Raw genomic sequence first — 20,355 nt, forward strand, 5'->3', positions numbered from 1 at the left:
GCCCAGTAAAGGCAAAATTGACCAGTACTTTTACCGCTTCAAAAGTAAATCCTGTGTGTTGTAATGCGTAAACCAGGATTTTTTGTCACACGCTACTTGTGTCAGCATAACCTTGGATATTTTCTGGATCAAACTGACGTAATATTCGGGTCGCTTGCCGAGTCAGAGTTTCAGAGCCTTGAACGGCAACTAAGTATTTACCCGCGTCTAAGCGGTTTCGATAAGGCAAGGCATCACCACCACCGATGAGTAAACCGACTCCGCCACCCACAACTACACCACCCATAGCACCACTAGCAGCACCCAGCAGTCCGCCAACGATGTGATTGCCAACTTCACCCGCCCAGGCAAAAGTATCTAAACCAGTGATGAGGCTGAATGTAAAACCTGCAAAAAAGCCAAATGGTATCAGCCAGGTTGCCATCAGTTGTGCTTGCTTTTTGGCTTGGTCTTTGGGGTCAATTAAGCCAAACTCGTCAGCCGTTTTATAGCCCTTCCCAAGGATAGTACTGTTTATGCCTTCTTCTTCTAAAGCTAAGTAAGCAGCTTCGGCTTGAATGCGGTCTGGTAATACGGCAACAAGGTAATTCATTGATTTTACAATTTGTCTAATATAAGTTTTGCCTTAATTAACAGCGTATCAGTCTTGGTCGAATCGATCTTACATTGGGTAAGAGTTTGGAGTTGGGAAAGGCTTTGATTCTTACTCCAATACTTTTCGGATAAACCCAATAATCTCTCTTTTGGTCTGAGGAAAGGTAAATTCAAACCCTTTGCCTTTCCCCTTTCCCCCAAAACCCAAAAAGTATTGATTCTTACTTCCCTTCCATTGTAGAGAAGGGATTGGGGCTTAGGTCTGTATTAAACTCAACTACAAATCGCGTAGGCGTAGCCCGCACTTCGACTGCGCTCAGTGACCACCGCAGGCATCGCGCAAGTTAAGCATTAGTTAAATATATGTGGGCTGCTCACTTGAGCGAATCTAGTGGCTCACAAAAATTGTTTACGCCTTGTTTGAGGACATATATCAAAACTGGCGTTGCCAAAATCTTGGGAAATGTCGGCATTGCTTTTAGATGTTCCATCATCTTTTGAGGTGAAGTATTAAGCAAATCTTCCCGGTATTCTTGTTCGCAAATAACCACACGCCATTTTCTAGCCAAGGCATCTAACCACTCAGAATTTGCTCTTTCTGGTTGTTGTCCTGCTCTAATAGCTAGCGTCATCGCCGCATCTTCTAAATCTCCATCACAGTCTTCAATCAAATCCAGCGCTTCCATATCGCTAGGATCGTCAGCCAATTGAGAGCGAAACTGTGCAATTTCTTGAGATGTTACTTTAGTCATGAGTCTTTGACAAGGCTAGCAATCGAACATTCAGTTATGCTACATCATTTCACAAAATTCCTGTTATGCGTTTTCGCGACACTTTCAAAATTCAAAATCTCTGTGAGAAGGTTCAGTTAAGAATTAAACTCTGCCATATTTAATTTTCATCTAGAGAGCGTTCATGTTGCCCGCCCCACAAAGACTGATATTTAATTAGGTTATGGCTTATCAGTGGGAATTTTAGGCGTGTAGAGAGGCAAAATTCCGCATCTTTTTTACTAAAAAGCCTCATCTTTCAATGAGGCTTTCAGAATTTTTAATTGAGAGGTTAAGTCAGTAGTACTAGCGTAGCGCTCTGAGGGTAACAGACCGTTGTAACTGAGCTAAAGCACGGTTGTAATCCAAAATTGCTGTGACTCGATTACCTTCAGCCCTTGTGAGGTCGTTTTCAGAGTTAATGACATCAGTTTGAGTCCCTACACCAGCTTGGAATCGCAAACGTGCTAAACGTAGAGCTTCTCTAGCTTGTTCTAAAGCGGTGTTAGAGGTTTGAACATTCTCCAAACTAGATTGCTGGGTAGAATAGGCTTGTTCTACCTGAAAGCGAATTTGGTTGCGCTGTTCAGCAAATTGAGTTTCTGCGATCGCAATATTAACTTTGGACTGAGCGGCCCTTGCTCTTGCCGCTCCCCCATCATACAAATTGATGGTTGCTCTAACTCCTAATGAATAACCATCAGTAATGCTGACACTATCATCGAACTGATCTAGTAGGTTGTAACTGCCTACCAAACTAACTTGAGGGCCCAGTTCTGCAAGAGCCTGTCTACGCTGTTGTTCGTTGATATTGCGTTGTGCCAACTGCTGTTGCAATTCTGGGCGATTTTGATAAGCCAGCACAATACTTTGTTCTAGCGTTGGGTTCCAAAGACCAGCTAATTGTACAGGGTCGGCGGCACTAATATTTATTCCCTGCGGCAAACTTATCCGAGTTGCTAATTGACGACGGGAAATTGCCTGCTGGGATCTAGCATTAGTTAAATCTTGTTGGGCATTTGCTAAATTCACCTGCGATCGCAACACATCGAACCGCGTACCAACCCCAGCTCGCTCTAAAGCTTCCGCATCACGCAAACTAGCTTCGGAGTTTTGCACAGCCGACTGAGCAATACGTACTTGTTCATCCGCCTGTTGCAGATTGTAGTAGTCAGTGGCAACATTCAAACGGATTGTCTCAGACTGAGTTTCTACAGCCAATTCATTGAAACGTACCTGTTCTTCAGCCGCTCTGATGCTAGCTTGCACTCTTCCAGAAGTGTAGATGTTATATGACAGTTGTGCTTGACCGGAAAAAGATGTACCAGCTTCATCTGGCGATGAGATACCCGTCTGTTGTTCTTGGAGTTTCGACGAGAGCTGACTACTGGCAGACTGACTACGAGTAATATCAGCGCTAATTCCCAGAGTTGGCAATAAAGCAGCTTGTGCCTCACGTAGAACCGCTCGATTGCGTTCTAGCTCCAAAATAGACACCTGTAAATCCCGATTGTTACGCCGTGCTAGCTCCAGAGCTTGTGCCAAAGTAATTGGCTGATTTCCCTGAAGTCTCACTTCCTCCGGTTTTGTAGGAAACTGCAAGGGATTTGAGCTAGGAATCAAGTTATCGGGAACTTGCACCGGCCCTGATGGCACAGGAGTTATGGTTCTCGGCACAGTGGAAGGTTGTACTGAATCTCCTGGTGCAGGAGTTACGGTTCCTGGTACAGTGGGAACCTGTGTCGAATTTGCCGGAATTGAGGTATTATTCTGAGCAATGCGGCCAATAGCATTTTGTTGTAAACAGGTGTTTGAAGCCAGTAGCAAAGCCGCTGAGGAATTAGTCTTGCTTTTCCCTGATTCCTGTGGGCATCTTGGCGCTGACAAAAGTTTTGCTGATTCTCCACCTGTAGCTGAAGTTTGTAAAAATGTTTGCAACTCAGTAACAGCATTTTTCTTTTTAACCACTGGCTGCTGTGCAGAAGACAGGGGTAAAATTTTTCTTTGGACAGAAGAAGGTTTTGAAGTGTAGTTGGGAACTACTATGCTCTCTGATTTCTGCCCAGAAATGCTTGAGTTACTCTGTTTTTGGTTATTTTGAGCAGAACGGCTAACATCTAGCTGTTGGGAAGAATTAGAGGTAGGTGTCAAACTGACAAATCTACCTTCATCTTTCTTAAGTACTTGTTTTATTGGCACAACAGTATTTCCAGCCGTAAATACTGGAATACTGTTATTACTTAAAGGCTTCATACTAAGTTTGGTAAAACCAAAACCAGGTAGTAGGGTTGGAACACTAACATTTGCACCATGCGGCAATTGCGTATTCATCATATCCACAACCGAGCTTTGACCATAAGTAGAAGTCAAAACACTAGGAGAAGAAGCCAGCTGTACCCCAGTTAGTTTTACAGTACCAGCCCAAGCAGGCTGAGTTGTTAAAACCGCTGCCGTGACACCAGGCAAGAAGCTATAGAATAATTGCTGTCCTTTCACCGCATCCCTCACACGAAAATCAATCTAGCGGCAGAAAACCTTTCTTCACCACAGAATATAGCACGATACTAAATTTAGGAAAGAATATACTACGATACTAAATTTAGGGTTCGGAACTCTGTTTGTCTTCAAAACGTCTAACAATGCGAGAAAGTTCCGCCTTTTCATCGATACTAACGCGAGTAGGAGCACCGCTGATAATCCGTTCGTAGTTTCTGAAAGAATCTTTAATATCGGGCCCGTCAGCAGTGATATTATACTCGCGAATGCCCTTATCATGCCAAGATCCGCGCATTTTAAATACGTTAATTGCCCGCGACATTTCTCCACGAATTTCTACGTACTGTAACATTAGAATTGTATCGGTAATCGTAGATATATGAGAGTCAGTAATCGAATGCGCTCCTAAAAATTGGTCAGTTGTGTTGGTAAAGAAACCAGTAATTTCTTCTTGTTTAGCATAACCCGTTACACCAATTACAAACTGCCTAAATGCATTATTGCTCACTCCTCTAGCTAATGCTGATAATGAATCAATAGCAATCCGAGCTGGTTTAAAGACAGCAATTTCTGATTTAATAATTTGTAAATGGTCTTCTAAACCAGTTGATTCAGGATAGGTACAAATTATTTTTAGTAAACCTTGCTCCTCTAATTCTTCAAAATCAATTCCCCAAGAAGAAGCATTACGAGATAGTTGGGCGCGTGATTCTTCGTAAGCAAATAATATTGCCTGTTCTCCATTCAGGCAGCCATCTTGAATAAACTTACTTACTAACAAGGTTTTACCAGTACCTGTGGCTCCTGTTGCCAAAATAATAGAATCTTTAAAGAAACCACCACCGCACATTTCATCTAAGATTTTGACACCAGAAGATACCCTGATATTAGATGAGCGTTGAGTTAAACGCATTGCTCCTAATGGGAAAATGTTAACTCCTTCATTAGTAATTGTGAAGGGATACTCACCTTTCATGTGAGTTGTGCCGCGCAATTTGAGAATTTCAACTGTGCGACGGCGGCGTTCTCCTTCTAAGACGTTGCGAACAATTACTACATTATCAGAAACAAATTCTTCCACTCCAAAAGAAGCAACGGGGCCATATTCTTCACTGCGCTCTGTGGTAATTACAGTGGTGACACTCAGTATTTTGAGGCGTGCTACTAAGCGAAAAATCTCGCGTCGTACTACTCCCATTGCTTCATACTGCTGAAATACTGCTGTCATTGAGTCAATTGAAACTCGTTTAGCTTTGTATTTGCGAATGGCATATTGCAAGCGTTCAATGAGTGCAGAAAGATCAAAATTACCAACGATATCTTGACCTTCTGGATCGGGAGATGCATCAAGAATAAATAACTTGCCTTCTTCGATTAGGCGGGGTAAATTCCAACCAAAAACATGGGCGTTTTTAATAATATCGCTGGGTGATTCTTCAAAAGTAACAAATACACCTGCTTCATCGAAATAGGTGATACCGTTATATAGAAACTGGAGAGACAATAAAGTTTTACCTGTACCTGAAGTGCCACTAACTAAGGTAGTTCTACCAATTGGTAAACCACCATGACTAATATCGTCAAACCCTTCAATCATCGTGCGAATTTTTTCTACACCCCCATTTTTTGGTGTCTTATTGGGTTCTACTTGCTCGTTTTGACTCATTGCTTGATAATAAAAGGGTATTAAAAACTGTTGTTTTATTAGTAAAATTTGTACTCAATTTTTCCAGACTAATTATAAACTAAATGTTAAGCAAGTAGGGTGTGTTAGGTAACAATCTGACAAAAAAATAGCAAAAATAAATATTTTGCTGTAATGCTCTAGGATAAAGGGTAGTAAAGCTATCTGAACTAGAGCAATATAATGGCTACCCTACATAGTTAAAATTTACTTTATAAACGCGATCTTGTATCATTAATTATTTTACTCTTCAAAATCTGCTTCACTCAGTTCTTCATAAAGCAAATCTAGTCCAATCAATACTCTTTCTCGGTCTGAGAGATCGCCAATAATTTTGCGAACGGGTGGAGGCAAAATTTTGGATAATGTTGGCGTTGCCAATATTTTATCTTCTTCTGCTAGTTGTGGGCTTTTTAATACATCGATCACTTTTAAAGCATAAACACCTTCAAACTCCTGTTCTAAAATATTTTTGAGTGTTTTCAATGCCCGAACTGAATTAGGGGTGTTCCCTGCTACGTAAAGCTTGAGAACGTAGGTTTTTTTGGCTTTAATCATATATTTACAGGCTAGTTATGATAGTAGAAAGACAAGATGTGTTCGCACGTTGGTAATAACTAACAGTGTTAGCTTGTTCTAAGTTAATTATTAATAAATAAACTTATTTTATTTAGGAATCGAACTCCTATAGACTTCACACAAGTGAGCCAATATATCTATCAACGTCAGGCGGTAATCAAGTAAGGTTTCATTGCTTCTTCCTTCTAATTTTAGCTGGATAGAAAATTCTTCAATTACCTCCATGTGAATTTCGATTATTTGGGGCACAGGAATATTAGCATAAAATATAGTATTGATGAATTTATCAATTTTTTCTTTGAGTGTTTTGTCTGTGGTAAAATAATTTATAAGGATTAGACTGTAATCTAATTTAAGCTGTCTTAATAATCCTTGCCTTTCGGCTGGATTCATCTCGTGAAAATGCTGTTGGCTTTTTTGCATCTGGCTGGCAAATACATAGACGTACTTGCTAGTGTATGCCTTACTTGGATGTTGTTGCGGCCAATTTGGTAAATAGTTGATTGTTGCAGAGGTCGTTGCAGTAACAGGTAAATAGCAATATTGGGCGATAATCGCGTCAATAAATTTCCACACCCAAGCAATCCAATCTTTTTGCTTGACTAAGTAAACTAGATTATTTAAACATTTGTTAATATCAGGTTGCAGAATCAATATTGGTAATAACATTTACTCTTTAATCTATCTCCTTGATCGCCTTGACCAAGAAACGTGGGCTGATAAGTTTGGCTAACGCTTCTAGGGAAATACTTCTTGATGTGCAGTAAACTGGCGACTTTACCCCAAAATAATGCTCTGTGTTCATAAATACTGCAAGAAGGCAATTCTTGCTGGAGGGGGAAAGTAAGAAAGCTTATGCACTAAACTTAAACTTTTTAGCTTTTTTCAACTGGATATTTATTTATGCCTGCTTGTGCTAGCAACTCAAAAGCTTAATTCAGCGACTAAGTGTTAAGACTTAGTAAATTTTTGATGATGAGGTATTTGTCGCCATAAACAGACAGACTACCTAATTTATTGTTTGCGTATCTGTATTTATGTATATAAATAGATATATTTTTTAATTTTTCTCCTTGATAAGATACTTAAACGAACTTAAAGGATTGTCCGATTCTAAATCATTATAATTCCTCAAGGTTCTAAAGCGAATCTTTGGGGCCATAATTGTTGTAGCCGTCACTATCGATCGGGAGTTTAAATACCAGTAAGACGCTGGGGAGGCTAGTTGCTATAAATCAGAAACGTCGCCTCTTGGAAAAATGCACTCGTCCACAAGCAAGTGTCCGTGAGGGGAAATCCCGTTGTTTTATTTAATGGCGTTGAAATAACCAGAGTTGCTTATATGAGTCTTCTTAGAGGATATGGCTTCAGGCGAAAAGACCATCAACAGTTGGCAGATGGAGATGCCGGAGGTTCTCACAGGAAGAATGACCCCCAAAGCCCTATGTTAATGCTAGATTACCCGCTTTCTGACTTTCAGGCAACCGTAGCTAGCTGCCTCCAAACATCTCCTTTGGCAGTGGTGCTGGAGATTTTTGAGCAAGAGCAGTGCGATCGCTTGGTAGTAGTGAATCAGCAGCAATGCCCCGTTGGATTGCTGTATTCTGCCCGTTTAATCCAAAAATTATTAGCACATAGTGACAATAAAAATCTAAATTTACATCAACCACTCTCTACATGGGGTCAAGGTCTCATTGAGCCAATACAGACAATATCAGCTTCTGAGCGTGTAGAGCAATTAACCTTGCACTTGGGTTATCCACAAGCCGAAAAACACCAGAACTTAGATTGGGCGCTGATTGACTCTGATGGTCGATATTTGGGTCTGCTGGATAGTTCTCGCCTGTTGCGATCGCTGGCTAAGGAACGCATGGTTGGTTTACAAAGCTCAGGAATCCAGGGGTCGCGCCATGAGTATGATGCTGGTCTACAGCCCCCAAATAAAGCAAAATCATTGGGACACCAGCCACTGGTACAGTTGCTGGAAAGATTGCCTTGGCCTTTAATGTTGCAAACATCTACTGGCGAAGTGTTAGCCCGAAATCCCGCCTGGTGGCAACAATTAGGAGCCTTAAAAGATCCAGAAGGAGTTAGGCAACAAGTGGAAGCAATACTTGTCCTTAAGCCCTCCGAAAAATCTGAATATGTCACCCAACGAGCAATTAAGGTTCATCCCAATGGCAGGGAGAATGAATATGGTGGTGAAGAGGAACTGACTCAGCAACAAGCATCACCAGATGCTGTATACAGTCGCTGCTATTTGGATAGTCAAGTGGGTACTTGTACCTGTGTTGTGGAAGTGCAAAATGGTCAGGAGCGAATCTGGCAGTTTGCCAAAATTCCCTTAGATAGTCCTGAGTTTAAAGTCATGAGTGCTGAGTCAGAGGTTGTACTCAGCAATGATTTGTGGTTAGTTTTAGCTACTGATGTAACTGAACAGCAGCAGCTTTGCAAAGAGTTAGCTGCAAAAAATGCCGATTTAATTCAACTAAATCGGTTGAAGGACGAGTTTTTAGCTTGTATTAGTCATGAACTCAAAACTCCCCTAACTGCCGTTTTAGGATTATCGCGCTTGCTTGTGGATCAGCAGTTAGGAGAACTTAACGAGCGTCAAGCTCGTTATGCAGGACTAATCCATCAAAGTGGCCGCCACCTGATGAGTGTGGTTAATGACATTTTAGATTTGACCCGAATGGAAACGGGACAAATGGATTTGACGCTGACACCAGTGAAAATTAGTGCTGTGTGCGATCGCGCCTTGTCGGAAGCCAAAGCCATCCACACTCAAACTACTAAAACAACATCCCAACCTCAAGAAAATGCCCGTTCATCTGCTCCCCAATTCTGCCTTTCCATTGAACTAGGTTTAGATGAAATGGTGGCAGATGAGTTGCGCTTGCGCCAGATGCTAGTACATTTACTTTCCAACGCCTTTAAATTCACTGAAATATCCGGCGAAATTGGGCTGCGGGTAAGTCGTTGGGAAGGATGGATTGCCTTTACAATTTGGGATACAGGTATTGGCATTCCAGAACACCAGCAACACCTAATTTTTCAAAAATTTCAACAATTAGAAAATCCCCTCACCCGCCAATTTGAAGGCACTGGTTTGGGACTAGTATTAACTCGGGCCTTAGCTCGGCTCCACGGAGGAGATGTCAGCTTCTTGTCGCGTGAAGGCAAGGGTAGCCAGTTTACACTACTTCTGCCGCCCAGTCCCCCGAAAACAGGCTTTTCGGAGCCAGAGATGGTAATCAGAGCAGACGAGAAGACACGACATCAACAGACACGGGAAAACACCGCAGCCACTCGTCAGCAGCTCAGTACGCCTACACAGCATCATCCTGCGAGTTCCCAACGGTTGGTCTTAGTAGTCGAGGCAGTAGCCCGGTATATTGAAGACTTGACCGAAAAACTTAAATCTTTAGGATATCGGGTAGTAATTGCGCGATCGGGGACAGAAGCAGTCGAAAAAGCTCGGCGCTTGCAACCAATAGCGATATTTTTGAATCCGTTGCTACCCCTGCTGTCAGGCTGGGATGTGTTGACTTTACTAAAATCTGACACCGCAACCCGTCATATATCTGTAATAGTTACCGCAACGGGGGCTGAAAAGGAGAAAGCATTTGCTAACCGAGCCGATGGTTTCTTAAGTTTGCCAGTGGCGCATCAGTTATTGGCACCAGTTCTCGAAAAATTATGTACTGCCCAAGTAGCTCCGCAGGTAGGGTTGGAAAATAGCGCCATTATCCCACCTAAAACCCCACTGCGAATTCTCAGGTTGGTGAATCCCCAATTGGAATCGGTTAATCCCCACCCCTCACTTCGAGAACATCGGGTGATTGAAGTAGATGACTTAGATCAAGCTGAACTTTTGGCGCGGGTATGGCAGTTTGATGTCATTTTGCTAGATGTCGAAACTACCACCGCCCAAATTTATCTGCAACAACTAATCCAGCACCCACGTTTGGCGGCTCTACCATTGGTTACTTGCGATGTTGCAACTACCTTAATAGCTTCTAAGATACCAGGGTTATCTGTATTTCCTTACTTAACACCATTTACCAAAGACAACAGCAGTCGCATCGAAAAAACAGATGCCTTACTATCAGTACTGCAAATTGCTTCTGGTATTTGCTGCCCTCCTAACATCTTGGTTGTGGATTTGACAATGCTGCGTGATTTCCCACAAGTAAGACGTAAGCCAGCTAAGGGTTATCGGACAGCAAAAAATTGCTCAATTAGTAGTGAAACTGCTGAAAGGGGGTCTGAGTGGTTCCAAGCTTTAATTCAGTATTTACAAACAGCAGGCTTTAAAGCAGCTATGAGTCCCTGTTGGGCAGAAGTGTTACAACAAATTCGCCACCAAAGCGTTGATTTACTACTAATTTGTTTAGGAGAATCCGCTATCCACAAAGATGTGCTAAAAGCCCTGAAAACATTGGGAGATTCACCAGATAAATTACCACCAATTTTGGTACTAAATCAGCGATTAAATCGCCCAGACACCAGTTCTTCGGTTGGGGTAGCTTATAAGGAAATTGACAAGCAGAAGAAGAATAGCTTGGAATCGATAGAGACTGTGGTTGGTGCGATCGCTACCCAAATATTACCGCGATCAATATCAATGGAAGACCTATTAGACCAGATCAATCAAGCCTTAGCTGTCAATGGTTACAATGGCAAATGTTAATTGGGTCATTGGTCATTAGTCATTAGTCATTAGTCATTGGTTATTCGCAAAGGACAAATGACTAATGACAATTTAAGATATGTCTATTTTTTCATTTTTCTTTTTCTTAAAAGGAACCCGAACTAGGTTATAAGCACCTTTGGTAGATAAACTTTTGTAATCATCTGGCTGTAATTCCATTTGTAAAAACTTTTTCTGTTCAGCCAACAGCAACAGTGAAGGAGGTTGTAATCCCTTAGCAGCCTGGTTTTTAATATGCTCTATAGCCTCTTGAGGAAGTCCTAAATAATTTACATGAATGTGGCTGTAAAATACCACACTGGGCTTTTTGAAGCCAAGCATGATCAATTCTTCATTTGGTTGTTTTGCTTCTAGAATGACCGCAGATAATTCCCTTAAGGGTAATTGACGTTCTCGATCAATAAAAAACGAAGCAGGCGTTAAGACAAAAATTATAAACGCCACCAGCCCTAGTAAATTAATTCCAATAATGTAGTTCCATTGGCGGCTCAGTAAGAAACCAGCAACTAAAATTGCACAAATCAACCACATTACGCCAGCTATTACTGGTAAACCAGATTTTTGAATTAGTTCGTGAAAGTTACTGATAGCTGGGTCAGTACCTAATATATGGGTTATATTAAACAGTGCTGTTGCTAGAACTGATAAAAACATTACATTCAACCAACCACTCACTCGGAGAAAAGTAGGGGAAAGGGGAGGAGTGGGGGAGGAAGAAACACGAGATGTTTGTCTGTCTTCTGTATCCTGGAAAAAGTCGCTCCATAAAAGCGTCACTAGGATCGCTGCTGCTGGCATTAAAGGCAAGACATAACTAGGCAGTTTGGTGACAGCAATGCAGAAAAAGCCAAAGATGCTAGCAAACCAAATCCAGGCGAATAAACCAAACTGCTGAAAACGTTCAAGGGATCGCCAGTGCGATCGCTGCCAAAACTTTAGTCTGATTATAGAAACTGGTAAATACACGGAGTATGGTGCAAAACCCAGCAACACTACTATAAAGTAAAAATACCAAGGTGCTGAGTGACCATTAACTACTTCTGTAAAGCGTTCCAGGTTGTGATAACCAAAAAAGGCATTAATATAATTCCAGCCATTGCGCCAAATTACTAAAGCATACCAGGGCACTGACAAACCTAGAATTATCAGTATACCCACGAAGAGGCGCATTTCTCGCAATACCTCTCTAAACCTTCCCACGTAAAGCAAAAAGGCGGCAACAATTATCACTGGCAAGACAATTCCCACTGGCCCTTTAGTCAGAATTGCGCCAGCAATTAGCACATAACAAGCCAAGTACCACTTATTAGGGAATAGGGCATGGGGCATTGGGGATTGGGCATTGGTTATTATTTCTTCCCCTTGCTCCCTACTCCCTGCCTTCCCTGCATAGCCCAGAAAGAAACATAACAAAGCTGATGCTATACATCCGGTGAGCAGCATATCAGAGACACCCGTTCTCGCCCAAATAATAGTTTCGGGATTGAGTGCCATGAGCGCTGCTGCGATAAAAGATGTTAAGTAGCGGCGAGTAGGACGTGAAACTTGCTCTAATTCATCTTGTTTAGCGAAATACCACTGTACGGTGTAAAAAGCTAAACAAATTAAGCCAAATGCTGCGATCGCAGAGGGAAGGCGTACTGCCCACTCATTTACTCCAAGAATGTAATATGCGATCGCCTGACACCAGTAAATTAAAGCAGGTTTATCGAAACGAGTTTCACCATTGAAAAATGGGGTTATCCAATCACCTGTGACAAACATCTGGCGGGAAGCTTCGGCAAAAAGTGGCTCTGTCTCATCAATCAAGCCAATATTGCCCAAATTCCACCCAAAAGCTATCCAGCCAACCACCATTAACCACAAAACCGACACAGTGACACTAAGGGCCGGATTCTTTGCTATTTTGTTGAACCACTGATCAACAGTGTGCTTAACACTCAATTTCATACTCATTAGTCAATAGTCAACAATCACTACTCAATAGTCGTTGATTATCTATCTTTTGTTCTTCCAAGGCTCAAATTCAAATTTTTTTTATTTAACGCTTAACACTTAACACTCTACACTTCTTCGGCTTGGAACAATACCAGTTGCTCGAAGCTGCTAGAAAAACCGAAGAGGTTAACAAATTATCACCGTGGAGCTTGCTCCTAAGCCCTATTTCAGAATTTCTTAATTGACAAATTAGACAATAAATGCACTACTGAAAGCAGGATAAAAATAAGCGTAGCCCAGGTTGAGCTACGCTTACTTTAGTTGGCAGTGACTTGAAAGACGGATAATTTACCTCATTAGGATTACGCATCAAGTACAAAACCCCGCTCTCAAGAGCAGGGGTTATCTTAACTAGTAACTTCTCAAACATCCTCTAAGCGATCGCTCACCTATAACTTGTATATTTGACTTTTTAAATCTGGCAAACTCATAATTTTTACTTTTACATATCAGAGGATTTCAGAAATTGCAAATTCATCATTGATTGCAGCAATTTCTGTTGAAATCTTTGGCTCATCAACCATTAATTCCAGTTGTTCTTCCTGATTTTTGACATCAGCAAATTTATCTTTTGTATATTCACTTTCTCTGATTTGTCTAGCAATGCTTTCTAGTAGCCAAAGTTGCTCTTCTACAGACAAGGCACGGATTGAGCGCTCAATTTCTAGTAAATTCAGTGATATCATTTTGCTTCTGATTCCAAGCGGGGCGTATTTTTCAAAGATATTATTATATGTCAGTCTATCTGGTTAACCTATAGCATCGCAAATTCTGCATCATTTTTCCCAAGCTTATCTTTTCATAAATCAAATGAGATTGCTATAAATAACTAGAAGCCAATTTTATGACTTTTTAATTAGGTATTACTGCTGAAGCAAAATGTACGCTAAACTGACTACATGAATTACGAAACAGCTCGGAAACTCCTCATAGATCAGACAATCACAACCGAGGAAAACCCAGATGCGCTGTTAACGCGTATGAAACAGGGGAAACCGCCGGTACCCGGTCAGATCACTTCAATTTTGTTGGCATTGAAAGTGGTGTTTGAAGCCCTTAAAGATGCAAAGACCCTAGACCGAGAACTGGCTTTAGCCCTTTATCAGTTAAGCATTAAGGCACAACAGCTATTTGCCGCAGGGCGTAAAGCTGGCATAGATTGGCCACCACTACTAAAGGAAGATTTACTACGAATTTCCTTAGCATCTGAAAGTATCTTTTCAGGTATATGGCAAACCCTAGCTCCCATCAGCCTAGGGAAACTATAGAACACCATTTCAGTAACTTGTATGTGGAAAATCAGGGGCAGAGGAAGATGAGGGAGTGAGGAAGAATAATTAATGCCCCATACCCAATGCCCAATGCCCATTACCGAATTTGCAGTTCACCTTCTAACTTGTCTAAGTCAGTTTTGAGCAAAACCGTCATTTGCCCGGTAAAAGCTTTGCCACTCTTGGGTTGAGCAATTTCCACCCAATATACATAGCGATCGCCTACTCGTAATTCTCCCTTTAAAGCTTCCCGAATGGGAGTTTTGGCTAGACGCGCTGAGTTAACTACCTTCTGGTTGGGATACTGGTAAACTACCTGGGCGCGATCGTAGTCTTGATAAATCTCCAAGCCATAAATCACCCGCAAGGATTCCTGGAGACGCGCAAAGGTCATGCCGTTAATGGCATCATACATGGAAATGCGCTCACTACGAATTGTGCCACGGTCTTTAGAAAATTGCACCCTACCAGGGGGCAATACCGACGCTTGAAAAGTGAATCGTTGAGCAGCAGTATCAGTCTTTTGCACAAACAATAACTCCCCACTCCTAGGGCGGAGTGTAGGATGTGCTTTAATCCAAGTGCCTACTTCCTCTGTACTTTGCCCTGGTAAAGCATTGGCTTGGGAATCAAAAAGCGTTCCCACGCAGAGCCAAGGTACTAGAGAAAAAGGCAAAATTAAACAGTTAAGCAGGGATTTTTTGAGCATTTTTCGATTCACGACTTTCATGGAAATTTCTCTATTAGGGAGTAACCATAGTCTTCCCGTTTTTCAGCAAGATTATTTCAATGGGTCGTAGCGATCGTTCCGCGAAGCCAAATCTTTTCTCTTGGCGCTAGGAAGTCTCGACCATAGCGCTATGAAGGTGTCGGTAGGAACCCCGCTTACTAAAGAAAGTGTGGTTCTATTCAGAAGAATAAAAAGCTTGGAAGTATCTGTAGAAAATCTTGTCTTTTAATGTTTGAGCTATTGATTTTTTGGGAACCATACACAGAGGAATTGAGGATGCTGGTAATAGTAATGTATAAGGCTATTTACCAGAAAGCCTCATTTTAATACCCAAACATATCAAGCTATGAAAACAAAAATAATTACACAGATATCGGCTTTTAGCTTTTGGTTTATTTGGAACGCTTTTGTCGGTAAAGTAATACTCCAGTATTTACTGACTCTAGAATTTATTCCGGCAGATATTTGTTATGTATTTGTCCTAATACTACCATTTCTTATATTCTTTGAAATATTTATCAAAATACTATTTATTTAAATATTTCTAGCAAGTTAAAAATTGTACCTACACAGTTAGAAGTTCGTTCTCAAATAGATATTAAGACTTTCAACCACTACACCAAGGCTTTAGAATCTGTCGGTTTTATTAAAATTAATGACTTAGAACTGTTGTCAGAATCTTCCGTTATTTTTACTAGACTTTTTTCCCATCCAAAACATCTTTGTTTTGCAGAAGTTATGCAAGCACCTGGGCGTTCATTAGTATTTTGTGCGATTGAGAGTGCTTTAGAGCAAGAATGGTCAGTTAGTTTTAGAGATAATTCTTCTAATCAAGCTATTCTTTATGCCTTTTTACGCCGCCCAAGGAGAATAATTTTTGTTAAACAGGGAGTAGCACCTAAAGAACTATTACGATCGCATCTAAAATTTCGGTAGGAAATAATGCGTGACTTGAATTTACAGTTATTGACAGATATTTCTATAGAAGCTTATTATGAGCAATCGCAAATATCGAGGACACGTCAGAGAAAATCATTATGGCGCAAAAGTGTCATCATTGGATTGGTAGAAATGGGGCTTTTTAGCTTAAAATCTGAGGTTCAAAAGTCTCAATGGCTGGGAGATTATACCCGTTTAGCAGCTAGAAAAGGCTAATAGTCAGTAAATCGAAAAGAGAGCGATCGCCAATATTTTTTGCTGATATATATGTAAAACCGCGTCCTATTTGGGGTAATAAGACACGGTTTCATAAAAGTATTTAGTTATAATATTACAAAAATCAAAGTAAGATTTGATTTATACCAAAGTAATCCATTTACTGAGATTTATTTCCTGGTTGATTAACTTTCTCTGTTGTAGGAGAGATTTGGCGCTCGTAACTTGTCTTTTCTTGAGTTAGGGCGATCGCACTAAAGAAAATGGCACTTCCTACAGCCAAGGCTACCATCGGACGCTTGAGCAAGACAAAATCTCTGATAATCCTAGCTAAAGGTCGGCTTTGACGACGTAGCGACGAAGCAATCATCAGTTGTCTCCAAGTAAATGGATCGCGTACATAATGACCGCTTTGGCAAACTACTAGCCTTTCCTGGCAATAGGGACAGCAAAACAAGCCCATGCGCGTTTTAACTGGTTTGGGAGTGGCATTTCTTTGGCAAATTGGGCAAGTAACATAATGATTATCAAAGGTGTGTATATTCATTTACCTCGTCCGCCTAGTCCATTTACTCGCTCTATAAGAATAGCTATATTGAATCGATCAATACTTAGCAGACTTCCAAGTATGGTCTGACAACAGCCATAAATCATACATACATTGTATTACTACCAAGGATGGCTCAATGGTCGCAACACGAGTATAGCTAGATTTAGGCAAGGATGACTCCTAGTTAATGTTTGCAGGTGTACCCACCCAGACCACAAAAACTTTGTTGTCTCTAGAAAAAATAGTGTTGGCGCTCACTCGCACCCCACCAGGGATCTTTGCCCCTCAAATAACAATTGTCTCCCATTTAACCATTCTCCCCACAAAAATTTTGCACAATGACATTTTTTGCTAAAGCTTTGTAAATTAAGCAAATAAAGTCTACTTGTCTGGTTGCTAAATAATGGCTCACAATGAGAAGTAACAGATAAAAATTTAAATTTTTTCTTACATTTACCCCGCCTCTCAATGACTCTCCTGCCTCCCACTCAACTGAGGAAGGTAACGGAACAACCTGCATTTCCTACACCTTCTGCTCATTTAGCTCACCTAATTAATCGTTTTCAACCATCCCCAGAAACAGTTGTCCTGTTTTTAGCCATGCTCATTGGCGGTGGTACGGGTATGGGTGTAGTCACCTTTCACTATTTAATCCAGTTGATTCACCAGTTGATGCTGGAAAATTTAATGGGTCAAATCGGTGTCTGGGGTGCTTGGACTTTAGCCTGCGTTCCCACCCTTGGCGGGTTAATCGTTGGCTTGATGCGCTGGCGCACTCAAGACTTTGGCCCTGGACTTTCATCTCTCATCGCCGCTTCTCAGGGAACAGAGATTAAGCGACCACTACGACCAGTTACGAAAATGCTGGCCGCATCTGTTTCTTTGGGGAGCGGTGCTTCTTTGGGGCCAGAGGGGCCGAGTGTTGAAATTGGCGCAAATTTTGGGATGTTGTTCTCTGTAATCCTCAATGTATCTCAAGAGCGACAACGTTTGTTGTTGGGTGCTGGCGCGGCGGCTGGCCTGGCGGCGGGATTTAATGCTCCCATTGCTGGAGTATTTTTTGCCTTAGAAGTGGTGATGGGAGCGACATCTTTTGCTACTTCTGCGGTGAGTGTGGTGCTATTAGCGGCGGTGGTAGCAGCATTAATTGCCCAAATTGGTTTGGGGGCACAACCTGCTTTTGATTTACCTGCTTACCAAGTCCGCAGTCCTTTGGAATTACCCCTTTATCTTGGCTTGGGTTTAGGGGCCAGCCTTGTTTCTCTGGCTTATACTCAATTAATTCGTTTAGCAAAAGCCTGCTTTGCCGGAAAGGTTCGAGGTTTTGCCTTTTTGGGACGAATTCCTGAGCCAATTCATCCCATTATTGGCGGTGTGATAATTGGCGCAGTTGCTTTGCATTTCCCACAAATTCTGGGTGTGGGTTATGAAACTGTAGAAGCAATGCTTCAGGATGTGGAGTTTCCACTCTCCTTGTTGGTGGTGCTGTTGGTGGTAAAGCTACTGATGACTGCAATTAGTGCAGGTAGTGGTTTTATCGGTGGTTTGTTTGCACCAGCTATGTTTTTAGGTGCTTCTTTTGGTTCAGCGTATGCCAAACTTTTAGCTGTGGCATTCCCGACTATTTGCAATCAAATGGCGGCTCCCCCTGCTTACGCAATGGTAGGAATGGCAGCAGTATTAGCTGCTAGTGTCAGAGCGCCGTTAACGGCTATTTTAATGCTCTTTGAATTAACCCGTGACTATCGGATTGTTTTACCGTTGATGGCAGCTGTGGGTTTGAGTGTTTGGCTAGTAGAAAGGATTAAACCAACTTTTAACTCTAACTCTAATCTACAACAAATTGGTCTTTCGGAATTGAAAGATGAACAAGCGGAAATTGTGCAGCAAATTTTAGTAGAAGATGCTATGCACCCCTATCCAAAAAAATTACCTGCAACCCTTGGAGTTTTAGATGCAGCTGTAGAAATGATTCGCGATCGCACCCGGAGTGCTTTAGTAATTGATGCAGCCGAGCAATTAGTTGGTATACTCTCTCTAGAAGATATTAACCGTGCCCTTGCTCTTTGGCAAAGTTACCCGAATTCACTAACTGAAATTCCAGATAATTTATCCAGTCAAACTCTCATAGATATTTGTACTACTGAAATTCTCTATGCATGGCAAGATGAACTATTATCTGAAGCTTTAGATCGTATGAGTCTTCGAGGTTTACATCAATTACCAGTGGTAGCACGAGACAAACCCGATCGCATTTTGGGTTTACTAGAAAAAGAGCAAATTGCCTTAACCTGCAATTTAGCAGTTACGCGCAAGGCACTTCGCCACTATTTACCAGTCTTACCCACTACAGATATAGTTATTAGTCATTAGTGATTGGTCATTGGTCATTAGTCATTGGTTTTCACAAAGGACAAATGACAATTGACTAATGACCATTTATTAAGCTGTGGCTTCTATGGCTTCATCACCTTCCCGATCTTCTGGATCTACCTGTCTCAGACGAATGTGTTTTTTGCCTAAAGTGATGATAAATTCATCTCCTGGTTTCAGATTCATCTGTTTTGTATAAGCTGAACCTATAAGTAAGTTACCATTCGATTGCACACTAATTCTATAGCTAGCACTACGTCCACCACGCCCATTAGCACTTGGTGTACTGTCCAACTGAATTCCTTCAGCATCAATTAGGGCATTTAAGAACTTCATCATATTGACGCGCTCTATACCATTTTTAGTAACGGTATAGTAGCCGCACTTCTTGGCTTTGTCTTCTTTGCTCTCGCTCTCTAGCTCTTTGACTTTTTTGAGCAGTTCTTCACCGAGTAAGGGTTCAATTTTTTTCTGTTTAGGCATCAACTTAGATCAAAAATGGATGTTTGAAGTGTTGGAATCGATTTTATTTTAGCTGAGGTTGAGCTAATAGGAACATAATCCTTTAGTTTTTATCTCAACCTAGCCAAGTATATTACACTCAGATGCACAATTGTTATGCCATTAACAATATTGTCAAGACAATCTATTTTAGAGAATGCTGGCAATGCTGATCGCTATATATATAGTTTGTAAATCACTGCTAAACTATACTTGTTTAAGTTTTCTAAACTAACGCTCAAAAGGTTGTTTATTTGCTGAGGATGATAATTGAGTTACAGAATGATAAGTAAAACTGATCCTTAGTTATTGGTCGTTGGTTATTGGTTATTTACAAAGGACAAATGACAAAGGATAAATAACAAAGCTTGCCAAAATGAAATTAACTACCAGAGGACACTATAGTGTAAAGGCGTTGCTAGATTTGAGTTTACAGCCAAAATATGGGCCTGTATCTGTAAGAGCGATCGCTAAACGTCAAGATATCCCTGCTCCTTATCTCGAAAAACTACTAATAGAAATGCGTCGTGCATCAATAGTTAAATCAATTCGTGGCAGCATCGGCGGATACCAATTGGCAAGAGAGCCTGCACAAATATCTATAGGACAAATTTTAGAAGCAGTTGGCGAGACTAGCCATTTACCTCATCACACCCCAGCACCTACACAAGCTGAAGATTGGGTAACATTTAGCCTTTGGCAAAGACTCAACCAAAAACTCAAAGAAGCTTTGTACAGTATTACTCTGGCAGACCTTTATTACGATGCTCGTAGTTGGCAAGCTTCCCTTGGGGAAGAAGCTAGTTTTGTGGTTTAGCCAAGAGCGGAGCCGGAGACGCTCTGCCTCCGGTCAATAGTTTAAATATTGAATAGGAATTTTAGATTTTTTGGTTGATACCCCACCCGGTAATTCGTCCCGCAACGCTTTCGTGAGGGGAAC

General features: G+C 41.3%; 17 protein-coding genes. 6 read left to right on the top strand and 11 right to left on the bottom strand.

Annotation, left to right across the window (positions count from 1 at the left end):
• Positions 1–85: 85 nt before the first annotated feature.
• The 6 genes from ACFFRD_RS22775 to ACFFRD_RS22800 all read right to left on the bottom strand — a co-directional run bounded on the left by ACFFRD_RS22775 (position 86) and on the right by ACFFRD_RS22800 (position 6,792).
• Positions 86–592 carry a hypothetical protein gene (locus ACFFRD_RS22775; RefSeq protein WP_179074905.1) on the bottom strand — a complete coding sequence of 169 codons (507 nt, stop codon included), beginning with the start codon at positions 590–592 and terminating at the stop codon, positions 86–88.
• Between the two features lie 376 nt (positions 593–968).
• Positions 969–1,346 (bottom strand): hypothetical protein, encoded by a 378-nt coding sequence (locus tag ACFFRD_RS22780; RefSeq protein ID WP_012409408.1) that lies wholly within the window; start codon positions 1,344–1,346, stop codon positions 969–971.
• A gap of 324 nt (positions 1,347–1,670) precedes the next feature.
• Entirely contained in the window at positions 1,671–3,860 is a 2,190-nt protein-coding gene (locus tag ACFFRD_RS22785; RefSeq protein WP_392477604.1) for a TolC family protein, read from the bottom strand.
• 103 nt (positions 3,861–3,963) lie between these two features.
• Entirely contained in the window at positions 3,964–5,526 is a 1,563-nt protein-coding gene (gene kaiC / locus ACFFRD_RS22790) for a circadian clock protein KaiC (RefSeq protein WP_163927353.1), read from the bottom strand.
• A 261-nt stretch (positions 5,527–5,787) separates the two neighbouring features.
• A complete protein-coding gene (gene kaiB, locus ACFFRD_RS22795) occupies positions 5,788–6,102 on the bottom strand; it encodes a circadian clock protein KaiB (protein ID WP_114082480.1) in 315 nt (104 codons plus the stop codon).
• 108 nt (positions 6,103–6,210) lie between these two features.
• Positions 6,211–6,792 (bottom strand): KaiA family protein, encoded by a 582-nt coding sequence (locus ACFFRD_RS22800; protein ID WP_392477607.1) that lies wholly within the window; start codon positions 6,790–6,792, stop codon positions 6,211–6,213.
• Positions 6,793–7,465: 673 nt separating this feature from the next.
• Between ACFFRD_RS22800 and ACFFRD_RS22805 the strand changes: the two genes are divergently transcribed.
• On the top strand, positions 7,466–10,816 hold the full coding sequence (locus ACFFRD_RS22805) for an ATP-binding protein (RefSeq protein WP_392477609.1): 3,351 nt from the start codon (positions 7,466–7,468) through the stop codon (positions 10,814–10,816).
• 72 nt (positions 10,817–10,888) lie between these two features.
• On the opposite strand, the gene ACFFRD_RS22810 is transcribed toward ACFFRD_RS22805, so the two are convergent.
• Positions 10,889–12,793, bottom strand: coding sequence for an ArnT family glycosyltransferase (locus ACFFRD_RS22810; protein ID WP_392477611.1), 1,905 nt, complete (start codon positions 12,791–12,793; stop codon positions 10,889–10,891).
• Positions 12,794–13,284: 491 nt separating this feature from the next.
• Positions 13,285–13,521, bottom strand: coding sequence for a hypothetical protein (locus ACFFRD_RS22815; RefSeq protein ID WP_392477613.1), 237 nt, complete (start codon positions 13,519–13,521; stop codon positions 13,285–13,287).
• A 213-nt stretch (positions 13,522–13,734) separates the two neighbouring features.
• Here ACFFRD_RS22815 and ACFFRD_RS22820 point away from each other — a divergent pair, with 213 nt between their 5' ends.
• The gene (locus tag ACFFRD_RS22820; RefSeq protein WP_012409416.1) at positions 13,735–14,103 is read left to right on the top strand and encodes a hypothetical protein; all 369 of its coding nucleotides are present in this window, start codon (positions 13,735–13,737) and stop codon (positions 14,101–14,103) included.
• 100 nt (positions 14,104–14,203) lie between these two features.
• On the opposite strand, the gene ACFFRD_RS22825 is transcribed toward ACFFRD_RS22820, so the two are convergent.
• The gene (locus ACFFRD_RS22825; RefSeq protein ID WP_190936697.1) at positions 14,204–14,815 is read right to left on the bottom strand and encodes a hypothetical protein; all 612 of its coding nucleotides are present in this window, start codon (positions 14,813–14,815) and stop codon (positions 14,204–14,206) included.
• Positions 14,816–15,574: 759 nt separating this feature from the next.
• On the opposite strand from ACFFRD_RS22825, the gene ACFFRD_RS22830 reads away from it, so the two are divergent.
• Both ACFFRD_RS22830 and ACFFRD_RS22835 read left to right on the top strand, forming a co-directional pair.
• Positions 15,575–15,772, top strand: a complete 198-nt coding sequence (locus ACFFRD_RS22830; protein WP_392477615.1) for a hypothetical protein — start codon at positions 15,575–15,577, stop codon at positions 15,770–15,772.
• 6 nt (positions 15,773–15,778) lie between these two features.
• Complete coding sequence (locus tag ACFFRD_RS22835; RefSeq protein WP_392477617.1) at positions 15,779–15,991, top strand: hypothetical protein; 213 nt, start codon at positions 15,779–15,781, stop codon at positions 15,989–15,991.
• 160 nt (positions 15,992–16,151) lie between these two features.
• On the opposite strand, the gene ACFFRD_RS22840 is transcribed toward ACFFRD_RS22835, so the two are convergent.
• On the bottom strand, positions 16,152–16,538 hold the full coding sequence (locus ACFFRD_RS22840) for a hypothetical protein (RefSeq protein ID WP_114082473.1): 387 nt from the start codon (positions 16,536–16,538) through the stop codon (positions 16,152–16,154).
• A gap of 471 nt (positions 16,539–17,009) precedes the next feature.
• Between ACFFRD_RS22840 and ACFFRD_RS22845 the strand changes: the two genes are divergently transcribed.
• Complete coding sequence (locus tag ACFFRD_RS22845; protein WP_190963313.1) at positions 17,010–18,914, top strand: chloride channel protein; 1,905 nt, start codon at positions 17,010–17,012, stop codon at positions 18,912–18,914.
• 69 nt (positions 18,915–18,983) lie between these two features.
• Here the strand turns inward: ACFFRD_RS22845 and ACFFRD_RS22850 are convergent, their stop codons facing one another.
• Complete coding sequence (locus tag ACFFRD_RS22850; RefSeq protein ID WP_114082471.1) at positions 18,984–19,397, bottom strand: AbrB family transcriptional regulator; 414 nt, start codon at positions 19,395–19,397, stop codon at positions 18,984–18,986.
• Positions 19,398–19,791: 394 nt separating this feature from the next.
• Between ACFFRD_RS22850 and ACFFRD_RS22855 the strand changes: the two genes are divergently transcribed.
• On the top strand, positions 19,792–20,232 hold the full coding sequence (locus tag ACFFRD_RS22855; RefSeq protein WP_012409421.1) for an Rrf2 family transcriptional regulator: 441 nt from the start codon (positions 19,792–19,794) through the stop codon (positions 20,230–20,232).
• Positions 20,233–20,355 lie beyond the last annotated feature (123 nt).

Origin of the sequence: Nostoc sp. C110, assembly GCF_043099725.1 — a bacterium.
GTDB lineage: Bacteria > Cyanobacteriota > Cyanobacteriia > Cyanobacteriales > Nostocaceae > Nostoc > Nostoc muscorum_A.

What these genes read in the sequence shown, in the direction of transcription:
- ACFFRD_RS22775 (WP_179074905.1), bottom strand. Translation starts at nt 592, where the DNA reads ATGAATTACCTTGTTGCCGTATTACCAGACCGCATTCAAGCCGAAGCT.
- ACFFRD_RS22780 (WP_012409408.1), bottom strand. Translation starts at nt 1,346, where the DNA reads ATGACTAAAGTAACATCTCAAGAAATTGCACAGTTTCGCTCTCAATTG.
- kaiC (WP_163927353.1), bottom strand. Translation starts at nt 5,526, where the DNA reads ATGAGTCAAAACGAGCAAGTAGAACCCAATAAGACACCAAAAAATGGG.
- kaiB (WP_114082480.1), bottom strand. Translation starts at nt 6,102, where the DNA reads ATGATTAAAGCCAAAAAAACCTACGTTCTCAAGCTTTACGTAGCAGGG.
- ACFFRD_RS22800 (WP_392477607.1), bottom strand. Translation starts at nt 6,792, where the DNA reads ATGTTATTACCAATATTGATTCTGCAACCTGATATTAACAAATGTTTA.
- ACFFRD_RS22805 (WP_392477609.1), top strand. Translation starts at nt 7,466, where the DNA reads ATGAGTCTTCTTAGAGGATATGGCTTCAGGCGAAAAGACCATCAACAG.
- ACFFRD_RS22810 (WP_392477611.1), bottom strand. Translation starts at nt 12,793, where the DNA reads ATGAGTATGAAATTGAGTGTTAAGCACACTGTTGATCAGTGGTTCAAC.
- ACFFRD_RS22815 (WP_392477613.1), bottom strand. Translation starts at nt 13,521, where the DNA reads ATGATATCACTGAATTTACTAGAAATTGAGCGCTCAATCCGTGCCTTG.
- ACFFRD_RS22820 (WP_012409416.1), top strand. Translation starts at nt 13,735, where the DNA reads ATGAATTACGAAACAGCTCGGAAACTCCTCATAGATCAGACAATCACA.
- ACFFRD_RS22825 (WP_190936697.1), bottom strand. Translation starts at nt 14,815, where the DNA reads ATGCTCAAAAAATCCCTGCTTAACTGTTTAATTTTGCCTTTTTCTCTA.
- ACFFRD_RS22830 (WP_392477615.1), top strand. Translation starts at nt 15,575, where the DNA reads ATGCAAGCACCTGGGCGTTCATTAGTATTTTGTGCGATTGAGAGTGCT.
- ACFFRD_RS22835 (WP_392477617.1), top strand. Translation starts at nt 15,779, where the DNA reads ATGCGTGACTTGAATTTACAGTTATTGACAGATATTTCTATAGAAGCT.
- ACFFRD_RS22840 (WP_114082473.1), bottom strand. Translation starts at nt 16,538, where the DNA reads ATGAATATACACACCTTTGATAATCATTATGTTACTTGCCCAATTTGC.
- ACFFRD_RS22845 (WP_190963313.1), top strand. Translation starts at nt 17,010, where the DNA reads ATGACTCTCCTGCCTCCCACTCAACTGAGGAAGGTAACGGAACAACCT.
- ACFFRD_RS22850 (WP_114082471.1), bottom strand. Translation starts at nt 19,397, where the DNA reads ATGCCTAAACAGAAAAAAATTGAACCCTTACTCGGTGAAGAACTGCTC.
- ACFFRD_RS22855 (WP_012409421.1), top strand. Translation starts at nt 19,792, where the DNA reads ATGAAATTAACTACCAGAGGACACTATAGTGTAAAGGCGTTGCTAGAT.